The organism is Pseudomonas sp. R5(2019) (genome assembly GCF_009905435.1).
Lineage (GTDB): Bacteria > Pseudomonadota > Gammaproteobacteria > Pseudomonadales > Pseudomonadaceae > Aquipseudomonas.
Genome location: NZ_JAAAMT010000038.1, coordinates 25,935 through 48,167, shown reverse-complemented (window position 1 = coordinate 48,167; position 22,233 = coordinate 25,935). Strand labels below are relative to the sequence as shown.

The following is a 22,233-nucleotide window of genomic DNA, read 5'->3' as shown; positions in this document are numbered from 1 at the left end:
AAACAGCCCATTTCGGTGTTCAGCGCCGAACCGACCATCAAGCAACCAACTGGATCGTCAGTTGATGAAAATGCACGTACGTTGCCCCCTCATCAAAACTGACCCAAACCGTCACCGTGAACTTGCTATTCAACGTCAATGACTCTAGAAACTCGCGCGGCAACCGTTCACTTATCTGGTCATCAAACCATTCGTCCTCAGTCACCGCCACGTCACGACGCAACCAATGATCTTCGATGCCACTGGGTCCCTTCGCGATCATTCTGACTCGCTGCCCTACGTCCATATACATCCAGGCAGCGAGTGTAAATTCAGCGCCTTCGGGCGGTACCTTGTTGAGCGGCAAGCGTTCACCGCCCTCCAACAACGGACATTGCAATTTTGTCCAGCCACCCTCATCTTTTATTTCCAGCGTGTAGCGGTCTGAAGTGTCACCGGGTGGAGTGACTTCATAATGAATGGTCAGTTTTTTCCCGATATTAGGCGCCACGAACTCAGGGCCCACCCTGAAGAATCGATTATCACTGTTCGGTTCAGGGTCTGCTTGCGTCGTACCGCTGCCTGAATGGCCTGCCCAACGCAGCACGACGCTAGCACTGGGAGGCAACTTGACCTCGTTCGGTATATTAATCTCGACTCCGCCAGTAGCGTCGCCAGCCTTCAGATACCCCGCAACCGCACCCGGCTCCCCGTTCTCGACGGTTGCTCCCTTGACGTTTACCTCGGCCAAGTCAAGCGACACGCGAAGCTTCAACGACAATGGCTTTGACGTTGCCTCAGCCCCTTGGCGAGCACGTTGATAGAAGAACTTCGCTGTATCGCCAGCATTGTCCTTCAGCCACTGCGGCCCCACCCTGAATCGCACTTGACCGCTGGCAAGCGTTGTCGGGTCAACCGTAAACGACTGCAAGATCCTCGTACCGGCGTCGGCACACAGCAGCACTTCGTCGCCCTCACGAATATCCGAATCAAACACCGCCCACAGCTCAATACCTCGGGGATGTTTATCAGGGTCGATTCCATTACCGGCGTCCTCGGTGACGGAAAGGGCAGGCAACCGCTCACCCGCTGGCATGCTTAATTGAAAGCGTTGCGACGGAGAAATAACGTGTTGGTCTGGGTATTCAATGACATAGTGCAGGTCGAAAAAATCGAAGTAGTTGAATTTTGTTCTTTCGACCAAAACATGCAAAGGATGCCCGACATCATCGTCTTGCAACGTGAACGCGGAGTGTGAGTCTTCCGAGTAATCTCCATCCCAGAACGTCAGGGTTAAACGCACGGTCTGATCTTTCTGCATATCCTGATACGCAGGAATAACAAGTGTCGCGCCAACACCGGGTATCTCTTCGTAGGCCAAATGCAACTCATGAGAATCAAGGCACTGGGCGACAGCCAACCCCCCGTTGAGCTCCGCGGGTGGCCGGTCAACATAAAATACAAGTCGCGATGACTCGGGGCCCAGCACCCTGGGATTTCGCGACAGTTCTTGAGCATAAGAATAAAAAATGATGCCTTTTCGTAATAAAGCCACCAAATCGTTGGCGATTTCGAAGGGCTGCCCCAACCCATCGATCGAGGTCACTTCAATCAGCTGGTCATAACCCGCCAAATCAACGACTTCACCCCGTTCACCACAACCTCGGATATTGATTTGAATCCAGTCATTCAACGCCATGCCAGCGTATTTTATAAAGGTCTGCACGGCACCACCGTTCAGCCCTTCATAGTCAATCGACTGCCGATCATCCAGACCAGGAATATGTGGCATCGCCAGTGGGTTTACCATCCTCTGCACTCCATGACTCGTCAACAAAGGTGTGAGTTCACACCCGAAGTGAGGTCATTTTTACGCGCTTCCCGCCGCCCTGCCTACTGACAGAACTGCTAGGTTTTCAATGCCGCTAAAACGGGTAGTGTTGGGTTGTAGAGCACGTCAATGTGCTGGGCAGCGTAAAAAAAACCAGCCATTTAAATGCACACCTATTCAACTAGCCACTTCCCCATTGACTACCGAGGTTTCGACCATGACGGCGTCCACTTCAGTGCATACCACCGCCTGGAACTTCATGAGCTTTATAAGTGCCGGCGTAGATGCGCGTACGGGTCAGAGCACCCTATCCATTCAAATGCCGGAATTTCACTGTAACTCACTGCGCGGGCCAGGCATGACCCCGCAGCTGAGCTTCAATCCACTGAACACTGAGGATTCGGGGTTTGGTCTGGGGTGGAATTTCAATCTTTCTCAATTGCAATTCATGCCAGGTAACAATCTCCTGACGCTTCAATCGGGTGAAAAGTTCGCCGTCACCGGCGTCAACAGCGCCACCAACGAGTTGGTGATGCAAGAGAAGCATCTGGACCATTTCCACTTCTTTCAAGAGACCGATACGCGCTTTTGCGTGCATCACAAGTCAGGTGAACGTGAGATTCTCGAGGTCCAGGACTCCGGCGTCGGCCGTGTGGCGCTACCCACCCGGTATTACAACGAACAGGGCTACTGGGTCAGTTTCACCTACACAACGTTCAGAGATCAGCCGATGCTTGAGCGAATCATGGACAGCGACGGCGAGGTATTACTCCACATCCAGCGCGAGGACGGACGTGTCGTATATGCCCTTCACCCCCACAAGGGGCAGAATGGCGCGGCATTGGCCGAGTTCGTGATGGAATTGTCCGGCGCAGAGCGCTATGTCACCAAAATCATATTGCCGAAAGACAATACCAGTGCTGCTGTCGATGCACCCACCTGGCGACTCGACTATCGCCTGGTCAACCAGCATCACTGTTTGAGCAAAGTCGAGTCGCCCGGCGGTGGGTGGCATGAATACTACTACCTTGAAGGAGCCGACAACGGCCATGAGTTCCCCGCCGATGCCCGCCGCCCGCCATTGCCCCGTGTCAGCCGGCACCTGGATTTTCCAGGTGTCGGGCAACCGAAGACCGAGACCCGTTACCGATACCCAGGGCTCAACAACTTCCTGGGCGGGAACTTGCCGATCATCTGGCGCGACAATGGCCTGGACAACCTCGGTCAGTACATCGGCGCCTACCTTTACCAAACAGTCCAGGAACTGTTCAAGGGCGACGCGTTTGTGCGCAGCACCGAACGGACCTTCAACAAGTTTCATCAACTGATCCTGGAAAGCACCCGTCAAGGTGACTCTATCCAGGAAATCGAAACCGAGTTCAACATCCTCGATAACGACCCCATTCAATCTCAGCCCCCCAACTATTTATTGCCAGTCAAGAGCATCAAGCGCTGGAAGATTGCCAATACCAACCGCATGCGGTCGGAGGAAGACACCACTGAGTACGACCCCTACGGTAACGTGCGCCGCATCACCCGATCCTCGGGGGTGGTGGAAGTCAACGAGTGGTACCCGGCGACGGGTGTTTCCGGCAAATGCCCCGCTGACACCCGAGGCTTTGTCCGTCACTTGCGCTCCCATACCGTGACTCCTGCCTCACCCGCGCAGAATGCACCAACCCTGACAACAGAATTCACTTACCGTGAAATGCCAGCCCTTGCCGGCAATGGACTGCCCGTCTGGCTGGCGCTCGAAAGTGAAGTCCTGAAGAAGGGCGATCAAGAACTCAAGAAGACAACGCTGAGTTACTTCGACGACCCGGACAATGCCCTTCTCCATGGCCTGCCGTCAGCCCAGGTCGTCACCCTGAACGGAAAAACCCACACCACCGCATTCCAATACACCCCGGCCGAAGACAGCAGCGGCCAACCGGTACGCAGAATCGAGCAAACCCTGACAGGTTTTGACGGCCTGCAAACCGTCACCTGGCAGCAACATTCGGTGTGGAACGGGCTACTGCTGAGTGAGCGGGACGTAACCGGTAGCGAGAACCGCTTTGCCTACGACGTGTTGCAACGCATCACCCGCGAAACCGTAGCGGCTGGAACGCCCTTCGCGGCCAGCGTTCAGTACAAATACCAGCTTTGCGCCTCAACGACGCAAGTCGCCAGCGTCGAGCAAACCAGTGCAAAAGGGGTCAGAACGAAGACATTGATGGACGGCAAGGGTCGTGTCGTCGAAGTCCAGCGTAGCCATGTGTTCGAAGGTAACCCGACTCCGATGCGCGAGACTTACACCGCCCGATACGATGCCATCGGTCAGTTGATCAGTGAAAAAAACTACGACTATATCGATGAGCTACCGCTGGTGCTGGAAACGACCTACCGTTACAACGACTGGGGTGAGCGCTCGCAAAGCCTTGGCCCGGACGCAGTGATGGTGTTCGAGGAACGAGACCCGATTGGCACCCGTGACCACCAGGGCCCTATCATTCGCGCCTGGCAACAAGGCAGCGGCATTGACGGGTTGAAGACCGCGGTGACCGAAACACACCTGAACCCATTCGGCGAAGCGCAGAGCATCCAACAATTCAGCGACGATGGCAGCGTTCTTGCCGAGCAGCATTTCACCTACGACGGGTTGGGTCGCACCCATACCGAAAGCATCGGTAGCGGTCTGTCGAGTAAAACCACTTCCTATGCGTATGACGACTTCGGGCGCCGTGTTGAAATCACCCTGCCCACCGGCGACAAGGTTCAACGTCGATACGCGGATCACAGCATCGAGGAGCTTGTTGCAGAGCTCAAGGTGTGGAACCAATCCAAGTGGATCAACCTTGGCAGCCAAACATTTGACAGCCTGGGGCGAAGGACATCGGTCATCGTAGGCACCTACAAGGAGCAATTCGAATACAAGGGCAGCGAACCGCTACCCAGCATCCATGAAACCGCCAAAGGGGATCGACTCCATTTCACCCATGAACCGCGCCTGACCGCACAGCCCCTGAGCTGCGAGAGCGATGAAGGGCTCGCCACCTTTGAATATGACTCCAGCAGCGCCGATGTTACCCGTGCCGAAAACGACCTTGGCCAATACGATTACACGTACAACGAATCTCACCAACTGAATAAGGAAACCTTCACCGACGTTCAGAACCGCGTCTGGACAACCCGGCACCGCTTCTCGGTCATGGACCGCCCTCTCTCGCGCACGGCCCCCGACAACATGGTCACCCGGCACCAGTACGACTCGAGCGGGCGAGTGTGCACCCTCAGTCAAGGCAATCTGAGCGTGCGCTTTGCCTACGATGGCCTCGGGCAGCTGCAAAGCACCACCACGACAGACCAGAGCGCTGACAGCACTCTGGTCTGCGAGTATGAATATGATGCATTGGGTCGGGAGACCTCGCGTCGGCAACAGGTGGATAGCCAACCTGCCAGGACCTTGACCCAGGAATGGCAACCGGACGGCCTGCTGAAAAAGCGTGAACTCAGCGTGGGCGCTGTCACTGAGCTGGCAGAAGAGTTCGCGTATGACAAGAACGGTCGACTGGTCTCTCATCTGTGCAGCGGTCGCACGCTCCCGCAGAGCAATCAGGGCAGACCTGTCCAGGAGGTCGTTTACAACTACGATGCACTGAACAACCTGACGCGCACGGTCCACGTGTTTGCTGACGTCGACGATAGCGATCCGCGCAAGACGGAGCGTGCGCGGTTCAGTTACGCCCAGAATAACCCGTGCCAGCTAATCGGTATCGTCTACACACCCGAGCGCGCGAGTGGCGCCCCGACCTTTACCTATGACGACAATGGCAACCAACTCAATGACGAACGCGGGCTCAAGCTCACGTACGACAGCCAGAGCCGCCTGGTCGGCATCAACAGTGCCAGCGACCAGCCGCTCGCGACCTTCGGCTATGACGGCCACAACAAACTGACCAGCGTCGATCATGGCACTGAACCGAAGTCGTGGCGTTTCTATGAGGGCAATACCTTGAGCATGAGTGCCCAGGAGGACTCGCACGTGCATTTCCTGCACGACGGTGAGATGCCTGTGGGCCAACAGCGAACCGGTACCGATGCACACACCCTGATGCTCATACCAGCGGCAGACCACAGCATTCGCGCCGAGAGCCAACAGGGGGCGGTGCGAACCGCGACCTATGGCGCCTATGGTGAGCGCGCGGCGGACGCGGGGTTCAAGAGCCTGCTGGGCTTTCATGGCGAACTGCTGGACTGGGTCAGTGACTGGTACCTGCTGGGGGCGGGCTACCGAGCCTACAACCCGACCTTGATGCGCTTTCACAGCCGGGACAACCTGGCGCCGTTCGCAGAAGGCGGCATCAACCCGTATGTGGCCTTCGAAGCCAACCCGATTTACTGGCGTGACCCCAGTGGGCATTCGGTGACGGGCGGACGGATTGCCGCGCCCTGGGAGAACGAGCCGATCAACAATCTCGGCGGCGGTATCGGCTTTATGGGGTGGCTCGGCATTGCCGTGGGTGTCATTTTCACTGCAGTCGCAACCTTTGGTGCCGCGACGGCGGTATTGGGGGCGATGGCAGGAACGGTGGCCGCTACCAAGGCCGCCACAGCCATTGTAGGAGCAGGGTTACAGGCCGCATCCACTATTGGGTCGACTACTGGGATGTTTACGGGAAACAACACCCTTTTGACGGCTTCACAAATTGCTGGCTACGGAGCTCTGGCACTTCAGTTGGGAGCGGGGGCTATATCATCGTTGACACGTGCCAGCACAAGATTGACTGGGGGGTGGCATGACGAGCTGGCAGGGATCTCAGCTCCACGCGGGGACAGCTGGCAGTTTGCCGCCAAGAAATTAGAAATTCCGAGAATTCCGAGAATTCCGAGAATTCCGAGAATTCCGAGAATTCCGAGAATAAAGATGCATCTTCCTCAACCATTATCAACACGACCGACTCCGATTACACCAGCCGTAACAACTACTCCGCCTCCAGCCTTGGCCTCGACATCTGCGACATCTGCGACAGCTCCTGCAGCGGGCGGGGTTTCTACTCCTTCTCAGTTTTCGACCTCAACTAAGCAGGATGGGAATTGGGTGGTGCGCGGGCCATCGAACGTTATCACCACCACCGGAGCCCTCGGCCGAATGTGGGGGGCAGATGTAAGAAAACGTTAATCCACTGAGCAGAACGTGCTGACTGCACATCCCAATAGCCTCTAGATCGGCAGGAGCCCCCGCTCCTGCCATACCCTCGTTTTTGAGAGTTCTCTCATATCCCCACGCCCCACCCCCTCCCTAAACTCCCGCCCCACCGAGACACCGCTCCACTCCCCTAACCCACCGCACCCCCGCCACCCGTCTCGCGTGCAACACCTGTGTGGCGCTTGCAAACAAGGACTTTGCGTCGTGAAAAAATCGCTTCTCGCTCTTTCCCTCGGCCTGGCTGCCAGCCTGGCCGGCACTTCGGCTTTCGCCAACACCGGCACCATTAACTTCGAAGGCCGCATTACCAGCGGCACCTGCGCGATTGAAATCGTCAACCCGACTGATGGCACGGTTGGCAGCCTGGTCAAAATGGGCACCGTCAACGCAAGCCAGTTCACCGGAATCGGTCAGGAATACAATGGCAAGGCCTTCATCCTGCGCGTCAAGGCTGGTTCCGGTTCTTCCTGCACGATCCCCACAGGCAGCACGGCAACTGTGACCTTCAGCGGCATCGCGGACACTAGCGGTGACTACTTCGCGATCAACTCTGGCCTGGACGTCGCTACAGGCGTCGCGATCTCGTTGCGTGACAACAACAGGGCGGCGCTCAAGCCTGGCGTGGAGTCCGCTGAATATGATCTGGTGACCGGCGGCGAGACTGACCTGCGCTTCAATGCCTATTACCGTTCCACCGCGCAGACGGTGACGGCCGGTATTGCCTCTGCAGACGTCGGCTTCGTCGTCGCAATCAAATAACGCCCCCCGCTCCCGGCCAGTTTTCCCTGGCTGTCTGGGAGCGGTTCGCTGCCTTGTGTATCCGCTGAATTTACCCTTAAGGACTTTTGCCATGCCCGGCCTGATCTCGCGAAGAGACCGCCGGCGGCCGCTGCTTGCCGCCTGCTTTTGCCTGCCCCTGCTGATCAGCGCACTCCCCGCCCAAGCCGCGCTGACCCTGAGTGCCACCCGTATCGTGTTCGACGCCGACAAACGCAGTGCTTCGATTGTCGTCAACAACCCCAGCGACCGCCCGTTCGCTGTGCAAACCTGGGTCAACACGAGTGCCGATGACACCAGCACCGCCGTGCCTTTCATCCCGTCCCCTCCGTTGTTCCGGCTTGATCCGGGCAAGGATCAACAGGTGCAGATCAACGGGCTGCCCAATGCGTTGCCGACCGATCGCGAGTCACTGTTTTTTTTCAATGTGCAGGAAATTCCCGAAGCCAATGGCCAGGCGGACAACGTCTTGAACATCGCCTTGCGCACTCGGATCAAGTTCTTCTATCGGCCGACTCAAGTGCAAGGTCACCCAAGCGCGCGCCTGGGCGAGCTGCAATGGACCGCCCATGAGCAAGACGGCGTGCTGCACCTGCAGGTGCACAATCCCACGCCCTTCCATTACACCTTCAGCCGCCTGGAGGTCAGCGACAACGGCCGCACCCACAAGCTGCAACAGGCGCCCATGCTCGAGCCGTTCACTCACCAGCGTGTGACATTCGACGGCGTCAAGCACACGCCCGGGCTGCAGGTGACGTTCTCGACCATCAATGACTTCGGCGGCACCACCACGCCACTTCACGCCTCAGTGCAAGCCGCTCCCTGACGTTGTCCGGAACCTTTGACACCATGACTTCGCCCTACTCGCCTCTGCCTCCACGTCGCCGCCCCTGGTCTGCCCGCCCCCTGCTTCAGTGCCTGGCGATTGGCAGCGCTGCCAATCTCGTCGACCTGCCAGCGGCGCAGGCACAATCGACCGTGACGTTTCAAAGCGGCTTCCTGCACCAGGACGCTAATCAGCCCAGCGATGCGGCCAGCCATGCGTTGACCGCGCTTGGCACGGGCCAGAGCCTGGCCGAGGGTGAGTACCGCGTCGATCTCTCGGTCAATGGCACACCGAGCTCCCCGCGCACGCTCTACTTTGCCAGCAATGAACAGGGCGTCCTGGGGCCCTGCCTGTCAGCGCAATTGCTCGCGACCCTGGGGGTGCGCCTGAGTTCAGTGGGCGATCCACTGTTGCTGGAAATGCCGTGCATCGACCTGGGCAAGCTGATTCCAGGGGCGCGCTTTGACTTCGATGCCGCCCGCCTGCACCTGGCAATCTCCATTCCGCAAATTGCCGTCAGTCGAGAAGCACTCGGCTATATCGACCCCGAACAATGGGATTACGGCATCAACGCCGCGTTCGTCAATTATCAACTCTCGGCCCAGCAAGGCAGCAGCCGTTATGGCGCCAGCAACAGCAGCGAAGACCTGTACCTCAATGGCGGCATCAATCTGGGTGCCTGGCGCCTGCGCAGCAGTCAATCACTGCGCCGCAATGAAGACGGGCAGCGCGAATGGTTGCGCGCCTATACCTACGTTCAGCGCGACCTGCCCGGTACCCACGCCAACCTGACCCTGGGCGAAACCTTCACCGGCAGCGAGATCATGCGCAGTGTGCCGATCAAGGGGGTGGTGATCGGCTCGGACCTGGGCATGCTGCCCGATTCGCAGCAGGGGTACGCCCCGATCATCCGCGGGGTTGCCCAAAGCCGCTCCAAACTCGAAGTGTTGCGCGACGGCTACCCGATTTATTCGACCTACGTCAGTGCCGGCCCGTACGTGATTGACGATCTCAGCACCGCGGGCGGCAGCGGTGAACTGGAAGTGGTGTTGACCGAAGCCGACGGACAAGTCCGGCGTTTTATCCAACCCTATGCCTCACTGGGCAACCTGTTGCGCGAAGGCAGTTGGCGTTACAGCGCGGCGGCAGGTCGTTACAATGCGGCCGCCGAACTCGACCAGCCGCTGCTCTGGCAAGGCACACTGGCCATGGGCATAGGCTGGAATTCGACGTTGTACGGGGGCCTGATGGCCAGCGATTACTATCGCGCAAGCACCCTGGGCGCCGCTCGCGATCTGGGGGAAATTGGCGCCCTGGCACTGGATGTGACCTGGGCCCGGAGCGACCTCGACACCGCCACCCATGACAGCGTGAGCGGGTCGAGCTATGCGCTCAAGTATGGCAAGACCTTCCAGACCGATACCAACCTGCGCTTTGCCGGTTATCGCTATTCCACCGAAGGCTATCGAGATTTCGACGAGGCCGTGCGCCAGCGCAGCCACGACAGCCGCTTCCTCGCAAGCCGCCGAAGCCGGCTTGAAGCGTCTGTCCACCAGCGTCTGTTCGACAACCTCTCCCTGAGCCTGACCTACTCCCATCAGGATTACTGGCAAAGCCCGACGCTGCACCGCCAGTTTCAGCTCAACGCCAGTACCCACCACCGAGGTGTCAGCTACAACCTGTTTGCCTCGCAATCCTTGACTGAGCGACGCGACAACGACCGCCAGATCGGCCTGAGCATTTCAATGCCGCTGGAGTTCGGCTCACGCACCGCGCGTGCCACCTTTGATGTGCATCACGACCGCCAGGGCTACAGCCAGCGCGCGAGCCTGAGCGGAAATGCAGACTCACAACAGCTCAGCTATCAAACCTCGCTCAGCCGCGATACCCGTCAGCAGCAAACCGCAGCGGTTTCTCTGGGATATCAGACACCCGTCGGTAACTTCGCAAGCGGTTATACCCAAGGCAATGGCTATCGCAATCTGTCCGTCAATGCCAGTGGTGCTCTGTTGCTGCATGCAGGCGGCCTGGAGCTGGGCCCTTACCTGGGTGACACCAGTGCGTTGATCGAAGTGCCAGACATCAGCGGAGTCGGCATCACCAATGCGGCGGGCGCCAAAACCAATGCCCGAGGCTATGCACTGTTGCCGTATCTGCAGCCTTACCGTTCCAATCTGGTGCAACTGGAGACCGACCAACTGGGCCCGGAAGTCGAAATCGACAACGGTGCACAGCAGGTCATTCCCCGCCGTGGCGCCGTGGTCAAGACAACGTTCCCGGCGCGCAAGGTCAATCGACTGGTACTCACCACCCGCACAGCGAGCGGTCAGGCCCTGCCATTCGGCGCGCAGGTGGTTGATGCGCAGGGACACGTATTGGGGGTCATTGGCCAGGGTGGCCAAGTCATGCTTTCAACCACTGGCACGCCACACACACTGTCGGTTCGTTGGGGCGACCAGCAATGCCAACTGCCCATCGATCCGGCCGCAATGGATGAGGATCAGGGTTACCGCCTGCAGACCGTCACCTGCCTTTGACTCTGGATGGCAGGTATCGCCTGTCGCCCACCCTTCTTCCCTCAGGACCCTTGAATGAGAACATCCTTGCGACCTTGCCTGGCCACGCTGCTAGTGGCGCTCCTGCACCAGACTGCAGCGGCGGACTGTGTCTATACAACTGGCTCATCCTTCACCGCGACCCGTAACCTGGGGACCGTCTGGGTGGCCCGTGATGCGCGAGTTGGCGCCGAGCTGGGGACGTTTGGCAGAGTCACCACCCCTGCCGTTGAAGGCAGCAGAATCAACTGCAACAAGCCATTCGGTACTCCAATGACGTTTCGTGCGCTGTCACCCACCGGGCCGATCCTCAGCAGTGGTGGTCTTGCAAGCGGCGCCTTCAGTGACAGCAAGATACTGCCCACCAGCATCCAGGGGGTCGGCGCGATCGTCCAGCTTTGGCGACCCTTCAACGGTCAAACAACCATTGGCTTTGCACCCATCGATGAGCAAAGCTCTGAACCGCGCGTTCCGTTTACCGCCCAAACCACCGTTGAATGGGGCGGCCACCTGGAAATTGTCGGTGTGTGGAACCGGATAACGCTGGTCAAGACGGGGCCTATGAGACCCGGTCCACACTCACTCGATGATGAATTGGTCGTCGGGGAACTTCCAGGCCTGCCCCGTGGCTTCACCCTGCGGCTGAACGGCACCATCAATCAGGCGCAGTGCGGCGTGACGGGCAGCCCGGTTGATGCCAACCCGGTACGCTTGGGCACATTCGACACCCGCGATTTCACAGGCCAGGGTTCCTCCACGCCTGCTGTCGATTTCAAGATCACGCTCAGCGATTGCCAAACCAATGCCGCTGAAGACATTGCCGTCGCGCACATTCGCCTGGAAGGCATTCTCGGCTCTGTGCCCCACGGCAATCGCGCCGATGGGATATTTACCCTGACCACTGATTCCGACGCCACTGGGGTCGGTATTCAGGTGCTGCGAGCCGACGGGGTTACACCGGTCGCACTGGACAACGACGTGCCCATTCAGAACATCAACAACGGCGTAACGGTGCTGGGCTTCAAGGCGCGCCTCTACCAGATCGCTGACAGCGTCGAGGCGGGGTGGGCCAAGGGCGCCTTGAAGTTCACGCTGACTTACCAGTGAATGAACAACGCATCATTCGATCAATCGTGGCCTGGCGATGCCAAATGGCTGCCAGGTCGCCTTGTTGTCGAAGCTGACCCACGCTTTGATGCTGAAGATCTTGTTAACGCCCAGCCTCCTGAGATCTGCCTTGCTCGCCCGGCCGGCCGTAATCACCCCTGTCGTGGTGGTGATCGGCTCTGCATCGAGCACATTGATGGTGACATCGCCCTCGAGGGTGACCCTCAGAAACTGATCCAAGGCGATAAACTGCCAGGGCAGCAGCGTGAACGTGGCGTATCCATTCTCGGCAATCTGACTCAACGGCAGATTGCCGGTGCCACTGAGCGGGAGAAACTGTATGGTCCGCATTCCAGACAATTTCTCCACCTGCAAGGGGCATTCAAAAGACTTCAACGGCACGCCGTTCTCCATGACGGTGTAATACACCACCACAGTCTTGCCGATCCAGGGCGCAATATTGGCAGCGGGAATCCGGTATTCGCGGTCACCGGACGAGCTCGGGGCTGCGGTCTCGAAGGCACCCACGGTATCTGGCACCCCCCAGTACACAACAACCGCTTCATCTGGGTAGATCACGGCATTCGAAGGTATTTTCACCGTCGCCCCCCCGGTGGAGTCCGAAGGGTCAAGACTGTCTCCGGGCGCGTTGAGCACGTCAGGCCTGGGCAGAAAGCGTGCGATGGGGGCGGCACTGACCTTGATCGGCACGCGGGCTGAGTCCGCGCTTTCATTACCCGCGCGGTCCAGCACCTTGAAATGAGCGTAGAAATCACCCTCAGGTCGACTGCGGATCAGGTCTTCGGTGAACGTCACCTTGATGCCAGCCGTGATATCGGCGAGTGACAGCACCTTCTCGCCGGCCAGCTCCTGACCCGAAACAGTGTTGCTCCAGAACCAGCGAAGCGTGTCACCCGCACCCGGGGTCTGATACAACGGCCTGACGGGCACCACAAGATCGCCATTGTCGGTCAGCCAACGATCCGTGACACCGTCACTGATCACTTGCGGCGGGAAATCCAGGCCCGCGCCAGTCACCGTATGCGGCGTCTTGTCGATGGTGACTTGTATCTCCTCGGAGAGGAACACTTGCTCAGTGATCCACTCAGTCACCTCATACCAGAGCCGCTGAACCCCTTCGATCAGCTCCTCTGGCGGAATCTCTATGAACAGATCTGCCTGATTTATGGGCCCGGTAAGGGGCTTCGAAAACGACGTGTTGTTCCGCCAGCGAAGCGTGACGGTCTCTTTCTCGCCAGGTGGGGCAGAGTTCTCCCAGAGCGGGATGTTGACACGCAAGGGCTGATCCAACACCGAACGGTGCAAGAGGTTTACCTGAGTGGCACCGTCCGGCAGCCCCAATGCCGAGGGAACCTCGGGGGGCTTTAACAGGGTGGACAATGCGCGTCGGCCGAGCAGCCGGTTGATGGCGTTCGATAGCAGAGATCGTAAGTAGGTGTGCAGAGCCTGCAGCTTGGAAACCGGCATCATCCTTCCCTCACATGAAAAATGCGTCGGTACAAGCCAGGGCTTGTACCGACGCGGGTGAGAACGATTGAAACGTATCCGCTGCTCGCTCGCTACTGACAGAACTGACAGGTAGACAACGCGAGGGAATGGTCTACCAGAGGTAACGCAGACCGACACTCACGCCAAACGGCTGCTCGATCTTCGAGCCATGGCTGTAATCGAATTCGCTGTGCAGCTGGAAGTTGTTGCCCAGCGATGCCGCAATACCTACACCTACCTCTGCACGCGAACCGGACAAGTCATTGTCAAAGACATTGCTGTTGACGTTGACTTCGTTGTTTTTCGCGAACTCGTGCACCCAGGCTGCCCGCACATACGGTTCGACCGTGCGGCCCTCGCTCAAGTCGAAGTGGCGACCGGCCGTGGCACCCACCTTGCCCAACAGCGAATGGCTGCTATCACCCTTGGCCTGCAAGCCATTGTCCAGGTCGTAGCTTTCACCGCTGATGCGCACGGCAGAGAGCTGAACGGATGGCTCGACAAAGTAGTCGTTCGCAAGCGTGATGCGTCGCCCGAATTCACCCGACAGCCCCACCGCATGGCTGGTGTAATCACCCTTGACCTGCTGGCCATCACTCATGGCAACGTCGGCCTTGTTGGAGAAGTGGTTGAGTTTCAGCACCGCGTCGGCGAAGTAGCCGCTGGCGTCATCCATCCAGGTCAGGTAGCCGCCGACATAGCTACTGCTCACCTCGCCGGAGGTCCCGTGCTTGAGGCTCAGGTCCGACTGACTGTGGCCGGCCATCACACCCAGCAGCCAACCCTCGCCCAGCGGTGCATCGGCCCCGATAGAGAAGCCGTTCTGGGTTTGCTGGTAACCGACGCCCGATGAGGCCGAAACGTTGTACTTGTTGCCATAGGCACGAATCCAGCCACCGGCCTTCTTGTCGTCCAGACGCAACTCCCCCATGCGCGAGCGCAGGGAGGTCAACTCACCGTACCAGACAGTCGGTGCGGTGTTGAACAGGGCCATGACGGAAGCCGCCGCCGGACTGATCGTGCCGTTGGAAGCCAGGTACCAGTCATTACCGCTTTGCAGCAGATCATAAGACCAGGTCCCCAGGTCCACACGCCCGCCGGCCAGGGCAAAGTTCGCATCACCCGCTGCCGCATGAACAACGTGCAACTGGGTGTCGGCCAGCGGATCGGCGCCACTGCTGTTGATCGCCAGCTGGTGATTGCCGGTTGCCGTGCCGGTCACCTCAAGGTGATCGACCTGACCCTTGGCGAAATCGGCATCCATCACAAACGTCCCATTACCGCTGAGGTTGGCAACCGACAAGGTGTAGAACTGCGCCGCCTCACCGAACTTGACCGAGCCGCCAGCCATGTTCAAATCGCCCACCTGGCTGTCGCCCACCAGGTGCCAGGCCCCGCCACTGTTCAAGCCAAGGCTGGCGACGTTCTCAAGTTGTCCGGTCAGGGTGGCTTTGTTTTGCAGGACCAGATCGGCACGAGCGCCATCGGTGACGACCACGTTGCCCAGCAAATCGCTGGCATCGACGGTCATGTGCGCCGTCGATTGATCGCGCACCTCCAACACATTACCGTTGCCACTGATCAGTTGAGAGCCATTGGACACCAGAATCTCACTGCTGGTCGGTTGCGAGGTGAGGTTCTGCACAACCAGCGCCGCCCCAGTAACGCCGCGCACCTGGCTGTTCGACAACTCAAGGCGGTTCTGCCCGTTATCGAAACCGGAGAGCAGCTGAACGCCATACTCACCCCCTTGAATCAGGCTGCCACTGACCGTCGCCGAGCCTTGTGCCAGGCGCAAGCCCATGCCATTGGCGGCAGTGGCCACGATCTGACTCCCACTGACCGTCAGATCGCCATTGCCCACCAATACACCGATTCGACCGCCCGTCAGCGTGCTGCCCGTGACGTCGGCGCTGGCACCCGTGAGCCCACCGACGCTTTTGGATAAGATCAGTGCTGTGCCGGTGCTGGTCACCGAGCTGCCGGCGATTGTTGCCTGGCTGCTGCGCAGGGTGATGCCGTCACCACTGGCGGTCGTCGCCGTGGATCCATTGAAAACCAGGGTGGAATCATTCGATTCAATGCTCTGGGTCTGGGCGCCATCGGCAGTCAATGTAGCGCCATTGATCAGCGCATAAGCGTCCGTTGCTGTGGTCGAGTTGATCGAGACGTGGATGCCATTGATCGTGTTCAATGCCAAGGCTTGCTCGGTGAACATCAACAAGGGCACAACCGGCACCCAACGCAGTGATTGGTAGAGAGGGCGCAACAAAAATCCGGGGTGACTCTTCATAGGATCGGGTCCCTGATTGACGGTGATTGAGCGAGAGAAAGCTGTAAGTAACTTCCTACAGCGCTCGATTGCCGCGCAGGTTACGTAAAGCAACAAACCCGATATGTAGGAAATTTCTGAGTCGCCTACAGCTATTTTCCGGGTACAACCGGGCGGCCTCTTCAGGCTGCCCGGTCATCGTCCTTAAGGTGCGGGCGGAATAGGGCAACTGCCGCCCCCGGGACCGCCCGACATGGTGATATCGATTTTATGATCAGCAGCTGAGTGATCATCGCCACCCACCGAGATGGTGTAAGTCGCGTGGCCTTCGCCGGACTGGTCGGCGGACCCCCCATAAGTCGGCTTTACGTGCTTTTCATATTCGACGAACCAGTCAAAGTGGCCGACGGAACCGACTGGAACCGTAACCGTTTCTTCGAGCTCAGTACCCGCAATAGGAACACCGAGTTTCGTCGCTTCCCAGTTAAGGGTGACCTCGGCACCGACAACCACATATTTGGAGAGTGGGACCCGAACCCGAATGCCATAGATGGGAACGCCGTTGCCATCAACGCCCGCTTGCAAGGAACTGCACACCAGGCGCGGCTTTGATCCGCCAGTGAATGCATCCGGATACTCAACGGCATCCAGAATGATCTGTTCAATATCAACCGCTACTGGCGTAGGTTTTGATTTAAACGGGTTGGGAGAATCTTTGGGCGCTACGCGGTAATCAATAAGCAAGGCTGGGTTGGAGCCCTGTGCGTCGATTGTTGTCCATGGCACGGTGAAGGTGAGGTTGACACTGAGGTCCGTGATGGTTTGGTTACCTACCGGGACGTTGTCGTAAAACAGCGTTACCACCGAATCCAACACCAGATCGGGATGGAGCGTGATCTCGACGGAAGCCGCCTTACCGATATCGACCTTGGAAATTTGATTGGGTAGACCGGAATCGCTGGTCAACACAGCCGGGATAAGCTCGGGATGCGGAGCACCTGGGTCTGGATCAGGGCCTGGAATTTCCGGACCGACAATTTCCAGGTCGACTTCCACTTCAGTGTGATTGCTACCGACCTGGTACTCGCCACGAAACACCCGATACGTGACCTCGGTGGTTTGCGACCCGCCCGCCGTAAAATCATAGGCTTCCTTGAGCTGCTCCCAATTGATCGGCACAACAATCGGAAAAGGCTTGAGGACCTGATAGGGAATCTTTTCTAACTCAACGTTGCCCCACACGACTTGAATACGGTCGGCATCGATGACATTCGAGATTGTATCAATAGCAACCGTAACGCCCTCAGCCGCATCCGCACGGTCAATCAGATAGCCATCAGCCGCTTGTGCCAGCGGCACCCGCGGCACAGGAAAGCCGCTGGGCAACGCCCCCAGGGCAACTTGTATGTTCCGCGGATACGACATGGCGCTCGGATTGCCAGCGGCATCAACCAGGATGTAAACCACACAGTGCTTGCCGGAGCCCAACGCTTGAATATCAGTGGCACTGATCGTGACTTTGCGATCGACGGGCACCACTTCAAATATATTGCCCGAGGGCGGCATGGTGTCAGGAATATCTTTCAACCAGGCAACCAGCACTTTCGCTGTTGTTTTATATTCATCGACGAAGTCTGGAATCTCGACAATCACCCCGCGCTCCGCGGTTAATACCGAATCGGTAATGACCGGGTGCGGGAGGATGATGGCTGGAGGAAAATCCGAACCGTCCCAAATGGGCGCGTTGTCGATGTGCAGCTTGGCAATGCCTGAATTGTATTGTTGCAACAAAAAGTCCGTCACGGTGAAGCGGACTTCGAATTTCTGCTCTTTGAAGGCTTCAAACGCCGAACGGGGAATAAATCGCGTTAATGGGAACGCCGGGCCTGCTGCCGAACCGTCGATCGACTCGGGGTCGGAAACAGGCGTCCAATCGGTGGCGCCCAGTAGTCTCCACTCGATCTCTAATGTATCGGACTCTTCGTGAGGCGCCCAGTTTTCCCAACGGATACCCCCCAGCTCCAGGTCTGCGCCCAGCGCGCTGACGGGGACCAGGCCAGTGGATTCATAACCTGTGATCACTTCGGTAATGATCGGGGGCGATATCGCCCGCGCCTTGGCGCGCAACACCTTGGCCTTTCGGTCGGCAATGCGTAGCTGTTCCGATGCGTTGGCTTGCTCAAACGCTGTCATCTTGAGTTCTCCGAGAATAGTTGCCAGCGGGTCATCCGCAAACATGCGGCGGGAAGGACATCCCAGAGGGCATTGAATGCGATTTTTCCTACTACAAGTACTCGTAGAACTGACAGCTAGCGCCTTACACGAAGCCGGCGTATAAAGACCGGTTCAGGCGAATTGCTTGCGATATTCCCCCGGCGACACGCCAAAGCGCGCCCTGAACGCCGTAGAGAAATAGCTCGAATCGGAAAACCCCCAGGAATACCCCAGCGCCGACAGCTTCTGCTCCACACCTCGCTGGCGCAGCGATTCGGCACAGAAATCCAGCCGTCGGTTCTTGATGTACTGGGCCACCACCAGGCCTTTTTTCGAGAACATCCGGTACAGGCCGCGTACCGACACCCCCACCTCACGCGCCAGCAACTCCGGGCAGAGTTCGTCGCTTTTGATGTGCGCGTCGATAAACGCCAGGGTCTTGCGAAACATCCGCTCATGCTGATCGCAGGCAGGTTCGGCACGGCCAATGGCCGGGCGCAACAGGCTGACGATGGCCTCCAGGGTGGCTTCGCTTTCAGCATGGCTCAGGGCGGGTTGACGGGTCGTTTCCAGCACCAGCCGACTGGCCAGCGTGGCCACCGGCGAGTTGCCGGGGATGCGCTCGCCGCAGCGCACGGTGTTGAAACGCAGCGCCTGTTCGACCAGGGTGTGCGGCAGGATCAGGGATACCTGGCGGGAGTTTTCGCTGTAGGTGAAATCGCAAGGCTGGTCGGCATCGATCAGGGTGATGTCGCCGCAGTCCAGCAGCGCTCGGTGGTCGCCCTGGGCCATGGCGGCGTTGCCTTCAAGCTGGAACACCGCGAAGTAGTTGCCGCCTTCGCTGGCGGCCAGTTCGCGCTGGCCGCGAAAGAGTCGGGCCTGGCAGGCATCGACGATACTGAGCTTGAGGGCGCCGCGGTGATAGGCCTCGATCTGGCCGCTGAAGGCGCTGCCCATCGGCTGCGCATCGAACGCGCCGCAGATCTGGTTGATGTTGTTCAACCAATGGTCAAAGCCATCCCGGGCGGTTGAAGTGGAGGTCCTCATGGCTTGCCTCGCTCGCGATTGATCGCTGTTGTTATGGGTATTGATAACGGGTAGGAGCAGGGCTTGCCCCAATGCCGGTCAGTTAAGGGATAGAACGACGCAACCCTTGTAGGAGCGGCGGTCCGGCGTCCCGGCTTGGCCGCGATGGGCTGCGCAGCAGCCCCGGCGATTCTGAAACCGCCGGCACTCGCAAGCTGATTCGCAGATGTCACAGGCCCATGGGGCCGCTGCGCGGCCCATCGCGGCCAGGTCCGCTCCTACATGGACGTCTGTGCTCCGGTCCTTAGCTGACTGGCATTGGGGCTATTTAAGACCTCCGAACCTGCGATAGAAATTCTCGCCCACATCCGGCAACGGCCCATCCGCCGTCTCCATCGCATCGGCCAGCCACTGCTCGGCCTTGGCAACGATCAAGCGGTAGATATTGCGACACAGCTGCCGGGCCGCGCGCCCTTCCCAGTCGCCGGGCAGCAACTCATCCGGCAACTGCGGGTCGCGCAGCAGCAGTTTGCGGTATTCGTGAATCAGCAGGATCCGCGCCAGGAAGCAATCCTGCGGCACCAGGTTGTCCTGCTCGCGCAGCGCCTGCCAGAGCGGGCGGAACAGCTGGATGAATTCGCTGTAGTGCGCCGCCAGCTCTTCGATGTTCCAGCTCTCGCGCACCTGCATGCGCAGGGCCTTGGAGGCCAGCACGTCCTGGGCGGTGGTTTCGAACAGGAGGGTGTCTTCTTGTACGCCCAGGTCGATCAGTGTGGCGTTGACGTCGCTGCGGTCGCAACGCGGGCAGGCCAGCACCACCGGGGAGATCGCGCCAAAGCCTTGCCACTCCAGCTCTTCACGCACTGGCTTGCGCTTGTCTACTGGCAACTGGGTGAGCATGGCCAGCGTCCAGGAACCGTCCCAGGCCGGCAAGGTCGAGCTGTAGACCCGCTTGAAGGCCTTGTCGAAACGCCGCCGGCCGGTGCCGGTCAGGCTGTAATAACTGCGCCGGCCGACCTTTTCGGCGGTCAGCCAGTTTTCCTTGGTCAGGCGAAAGATCGAAGTGCGGATCAGCCGCTCGTTGATGCCCATCGGTTCGAGCAACTGGATCAGGCTGCCCAGCCACACCGTGCCGCCATGAGGCTCGATGGCATCCCCGTAGAGGGTGATGATCAGCGAGCTGGCACGGATCGGCGTCTGCTCCTGAAAGCGGGTGATCAACTGATTGAGCGGGGTAAGCGACGACATGGACGTTCCGCAGTGAAAAAAGGAGGAAATATACCGCCCGCTCGGGGCGGGCGCACGCATTAACCGGCGTTCGCGGCCTTGGGCCGGTGCCCCGTGTCGCTGATGCGTGGTCGGTCTGCTTCAACAGCCGCCAGGGGTGTGCATTCGCGCATATCGTTCAGGCAGCGGCGGGTCAGGTCCTGGTAGGCGCGGGTGCCGGCCTGCTTCCAGCTCACCTCTTCATCGCTCAAGGTGCGCTTGATGCTCGCCGGGGCCCCCATCACCAGCGATTGCTCCGGGCAACTGAAGCCGGTCTTGACGAAGGCCGCGGCGGACACAAACGAGCGCGGGCCGATGTGGGCGTTGTCCATCACCACGGCGTTCATGCCGACCAGCGCATCGGCACCGATCCGGCAGCCATGCAGCACCGCCCCGTGGCCGATATGACCGTTGCGCTCGACCACCGTGTCGCTGTCGGGGAAGCCGTGCATCACGCAGGTGTCCTGCAGGTTGGCGCCCTCCTCCAGCACGATCCGGCCGAAGTCACCGCGCAGGCTTGCCAACGGCCCCACGTAGCAGTGCGGGCCGATGATCACATCGCCAATCAGCACCGCTGTCGGGTGGACATAGGCGGTGGGATCGACCACCGGGGTCAGGCCGTCGAGGCTGTAGCAGGTCATTGCGTTCTCCCTTGCTGCGGTCATCACACCACAATGCGATGTATTTTTTAACAAACCTTGTATCACATCATTTTGAAACACGAAAGCACCGATATCCCTGACATATAGCATCGTCGATGTGTCATCTCGCCATTAATAGGACACGTTAATTTAACTTTTGACTTGCTGTTCTGTATCGCTTTATGCGTATACTCCAGCAAAACGGCCCCGCGCCGATCCAACCCTTCCAGCCGGCGCCCACGCCGGGCGTACCCCTGAGGACAGCCGTCATGCCTCAAACCCTGACCGTGCAATACCTGCAGTCCGTCTGCCTGATCACCTTGCAACGTCCGCAGGCCTTGAATGCCCTGAACACCGAATTACTGGGCGAACTGGCCGCCGAGCTTGAGCGCATCGAGACCGACCCGGCCATTGGCGCCGTGGTCATCGCCGGCAGCCGCAAGGCCTTCGCGGCGGGCGCCGACATCAAGGAAATGGCCGAACGTGACTTGGTCGGCATCCTTAACGACCCGCGCCTGGCCCACTGGCAAGCCATCACCGCCTTTGGCAAACCGCTGATCGCCGCCGTCAACGGCTATGCGCTGGGAGGCGGCTGCGAGCTGGCCATGCATGCCGACATCATCATCGCCGGCGAGGATGCCCTGTTCGGCCAGCCGGAAATCAACCTCGGGATCATGCCCGGCGCTGGCGGCACCCAGCGGCTGCTGCGCGCGGTGGGCAAGTCGCTGGCGATGCAAATGGTGCTGACGGGCGAGCCGATCAGCGCCCGCCAGGCTCGGCAGGCTGGGCTGGTCAGTGAAATCACTCAAGCCGAATTCACCGTTGAGCGCGCCCTGCAAGTGGCCGCCAGTATTGCCGCCAAGGCACCGCTAGCGGTGCGCCTGGCCAAGGAAGCGCTGCTCAAGGCGCTGGACAGCGACCTGGCCAGCGGCCTGCGCTTCGAGCGCCACGCCTTCACCCTGCTGGCCGGCACCGAGGACCGCAATGAAGGCATCAAAGCCTTTCAGGAAAAACGCCGCGCCCGGTTCCAGGGCAAGTGACC

Annotated in this window: 13 protein-coding genes; 6 read left to right on the top strand and 7 right to left on the bottom strand. The window is 59.2% G+C overall.

From position 1 onward, the window contains the following. Positions 1-37: 37 nt before the first annotated feature. The gene (locus tag GUY40_RS21105) at positions 38-1,789 is read right to left on the bottom strand and encodes a hypothetical protein (protein WP_166570854.1); all 1,752 of its coding nucleotides are present in this window, start codon (positions 1,787-1,789) and stop codon (positions 38-40) included. Between the two features lie 238 nt (positions 1,790-2,027). On the opposite strand from GUY40_RS21105, the gene GUY40_RS21100 reads away from it, so the two are divergent. From GUY40_RS21100 to GUY40_RS21080, 5 genes are all read left to right on the top strand, one after another. After that, a complete protein-coding gene (locus GUY40_RS21100) occupies positions 2,028-6,971 on the top strand; it encodes an RHS repeat domain-containing protein (RefSeq protein WP_166570853.1) in 4,944 nt (1,647 codons plus the stop codon). A gap of 231 nt (positions 6,972-7,202) precedes the next feature. After that, entirely contained in the window at positions 7,203-7,757 is a 555-nt protein-coding gene (locus GUY40_RS21095; protein ID WP_166570852.1) for a fimbrial protein, read from the top strand. Between the two features lie 91 nt (positions 7,758-7,848). Next, positions 7,849-8,601, top strand: a complete 753-nt coding sequence (locus GUY40_RS21090) for a molecular chaperone (protein ID WP_166570851.1) — start codon at positions 7,849-7,851, stop codon at positions 8,599-8,601. 23 nt (positions 8,602-8,624) lie between these two features. Further along, a complete protein-coding gene (locus GUY40_RS21085; protein ID WP_166570850.1) occupies positions 8,625-11,138 on the top strand; it encodes a fimbria/pilus outer membrane usher protein in 2,514 nt (837 codons plus the stop codon). 54 nt (positions 11,139-11,192) lie between these two features. Next, positions 11,193-12,263 (top strand): fimbrial protein, encoded by a 1,071-nt coding sequence (locus GUY40_RS21080; protein WP_166570849.1) that lies wholly within the window; start codon positions 11,193-11,195, stop codon positions 12,261-12,263. A 12-nt stretch (positions 12,264-12,275) separates the two neighbouring features. Here GUY40_RS21080 and GUY40_RS21075 read toward each other — a convergent pair whose 3' ends face one another. The 6 genes from GUY40_RS21075 to paaY form a co-directional block, all read right to left on the bottom strand. Next, positions 12,276-13,754 (bottom strand): hypothetical protein, encoded by a 1,479-nt coding sequence (locus tag GUY40_RS21075; RefSeq protein WP_166570848.1) that lies wholly within the window; start codon positions 13,752-13,754, stop codon positions 12,276-12,278. A 130-nt stretch (positions 13,755-13,884) separates the two neighbouring features. Continuing rightward, complete coding sequence (locus GUY40_RS21070) at positions 13,885-16,065, bottom strand: autotransporter outer membrane beta-barrel domain-containing protein (RefSeq protein WP_166570847.1); 2,181 nt, start codon at positions 16,063-16,065, stop codon at positions 13,885-13,887. Between the two features lie 183 nt (positions 16,066-16,248). Beyond that, positions 16,249-18,282 carry a hypothetical protein gene (locus tag GUY40_RS21065; protein WP_166570846.1) on the bottom strand — a complete coding sequence of 678 codons (2,034 nt, stop codon included), beginning with the start codon at positions 18,280-18,282 and terminating at the stop codon, positions 16,249-16,251. A 108-nt stretch (positions 18,283-18,390) separates the two neighbouring features. Beyond that, entirely contained in the window at positions 18,391-19,305 is a 915-nt protein-coding gene (feaR, locus tag GUY40_RS21060; RefSeq protein ID WP_166570845.1) for a transcriptional regulator FeaR, read from the bottom strand. 303 nt (positions 19,306-19,608) lie between these two features. Continuing rightward, the gene (paaX, locus tag GUY40_RS21055) at positions 19,609-20,532 is read right to left on the bottom strand and encodes a phenylacetic acid degradation operon negative regulatory protein PaaX (RefSeq protein ID WP_166570844.1); all 924 of its coding nucleotides are present in this window, start codon (positions 20,530-20,532) and stop codon (positions 19,609-19,611) included. Between the two features lie 59 nt (positions 20,533-20,591). Continuing rightward, positions 20,592-21,191, bottom strand: a complete 600-nt coding sequence (paaY, locus tag GUY40_RS21050) for a phenylacetic acid degradation protein PaaY (RefSeq protein WP_166570843.1) — start codon at positions 21,189-21,191, stop codon at positions 20,592-20,594. Between the two features lie 269 nt (positions 21,192-21,460). Here paaY and paaF point away from each other — a divergent pair, with 269 nt between their 5' ends. Continuing rightward, positions 21,461-22,231 carry a 2,3-dehydroadipyl-CoA hydratase PaaF gene (gene paaF, locus GUY40_RS21045; RefSeq protein ID WP_166570842.1) on the top strand — a complete coding sequence of 257 codons (771 nt, stop codon included), beginning with the start codon at positions 21,461-21,463 and terminating at the stop codon, positions 22,229-22,231. Positions 22,232-22,233 lie beyond the last annotated feature (2 nt).

Coding starts and splice junctions, on each gene's coding strand:
- feaR (WP_166570845.1), bottom strand. CDS start 19,305: ATGAGGACCTCCACTTCAACCGCCCGGGATGGCTTTGACCATTGGTTG.
- GUY40_RS21070 (WP_166570847.1), bottom strand. CDS start 16,065: ATGAAGAGTCACCCCGGATTTTTGTTGCGCCCTCTCTACCAATCACTG.
- paaX (WP_166570844.1), bottom strand. CDS start 20,532: ATGTCGTCGCTTACCCCGCTCAATCAGTTGATCACCCGCTTTCAGGAG.
- GUY40_RS21065 (WP_166570846.1), bottom strand. CDS start 18,282: ATGTTTGCGGATGACCCGCTGGCAACTATTCTCGGAGAACTCAAGATG.
- GUY40_RS21105 (WP_166570854.1), bottom strand. CDS start 1,789: ATGGTAAACCCACTGGCGATGCCACATATTCCTGGTCTGGATGATCGG.
- GUY40_RS21090 (WP_166570851.1), top strand. CDS start 7,849: ATGCCCGGCCTGATCTCGCGAAGAGACCGCCGGCGGCCGCTGCTTGCC.
- GUY40_RS21080 (WP_166570849.1), top strand. CDS start 11,193: ATGAGAACATCCTTGCGACCTTGCCTGGCCACGCTGCTAGTGGCGCTC.
- paaF (WP_166570842.1), top strand. CDS start 21,461: ATGCCTCAAACCCTGACCGTGCAATACCTGCAGTCCGTCTGCCTGATC.
- GUY40_RS21075 (WP_166570848.1), bottom strand. CDS start 13,754: ATGATGCCGGTTTCCAAGCTGCAGGCTCTGCACACCTACTTACGATCT.
- GUY40_RS21085 (WP_166570850.1), top strand. CDS start 8,625: ATGACTTCGCCCTACTCGCCTCTGCCTCCACGTCGCCGCCCCTGGTCT.
- paaY (WP_166570843.1), bottom strand. CDS start 21,191: ATGACCTGCTACAGCCTCGACGGCCTGACCCCGGTGGTCGATCCCACC.
- GUY40_RS21100 (WP_166570853.1), top strand. CDS start 2,028: ATGACGGCGTCCACTTCAGTGCATACCACCGCCTGGAACTTCATGAGC.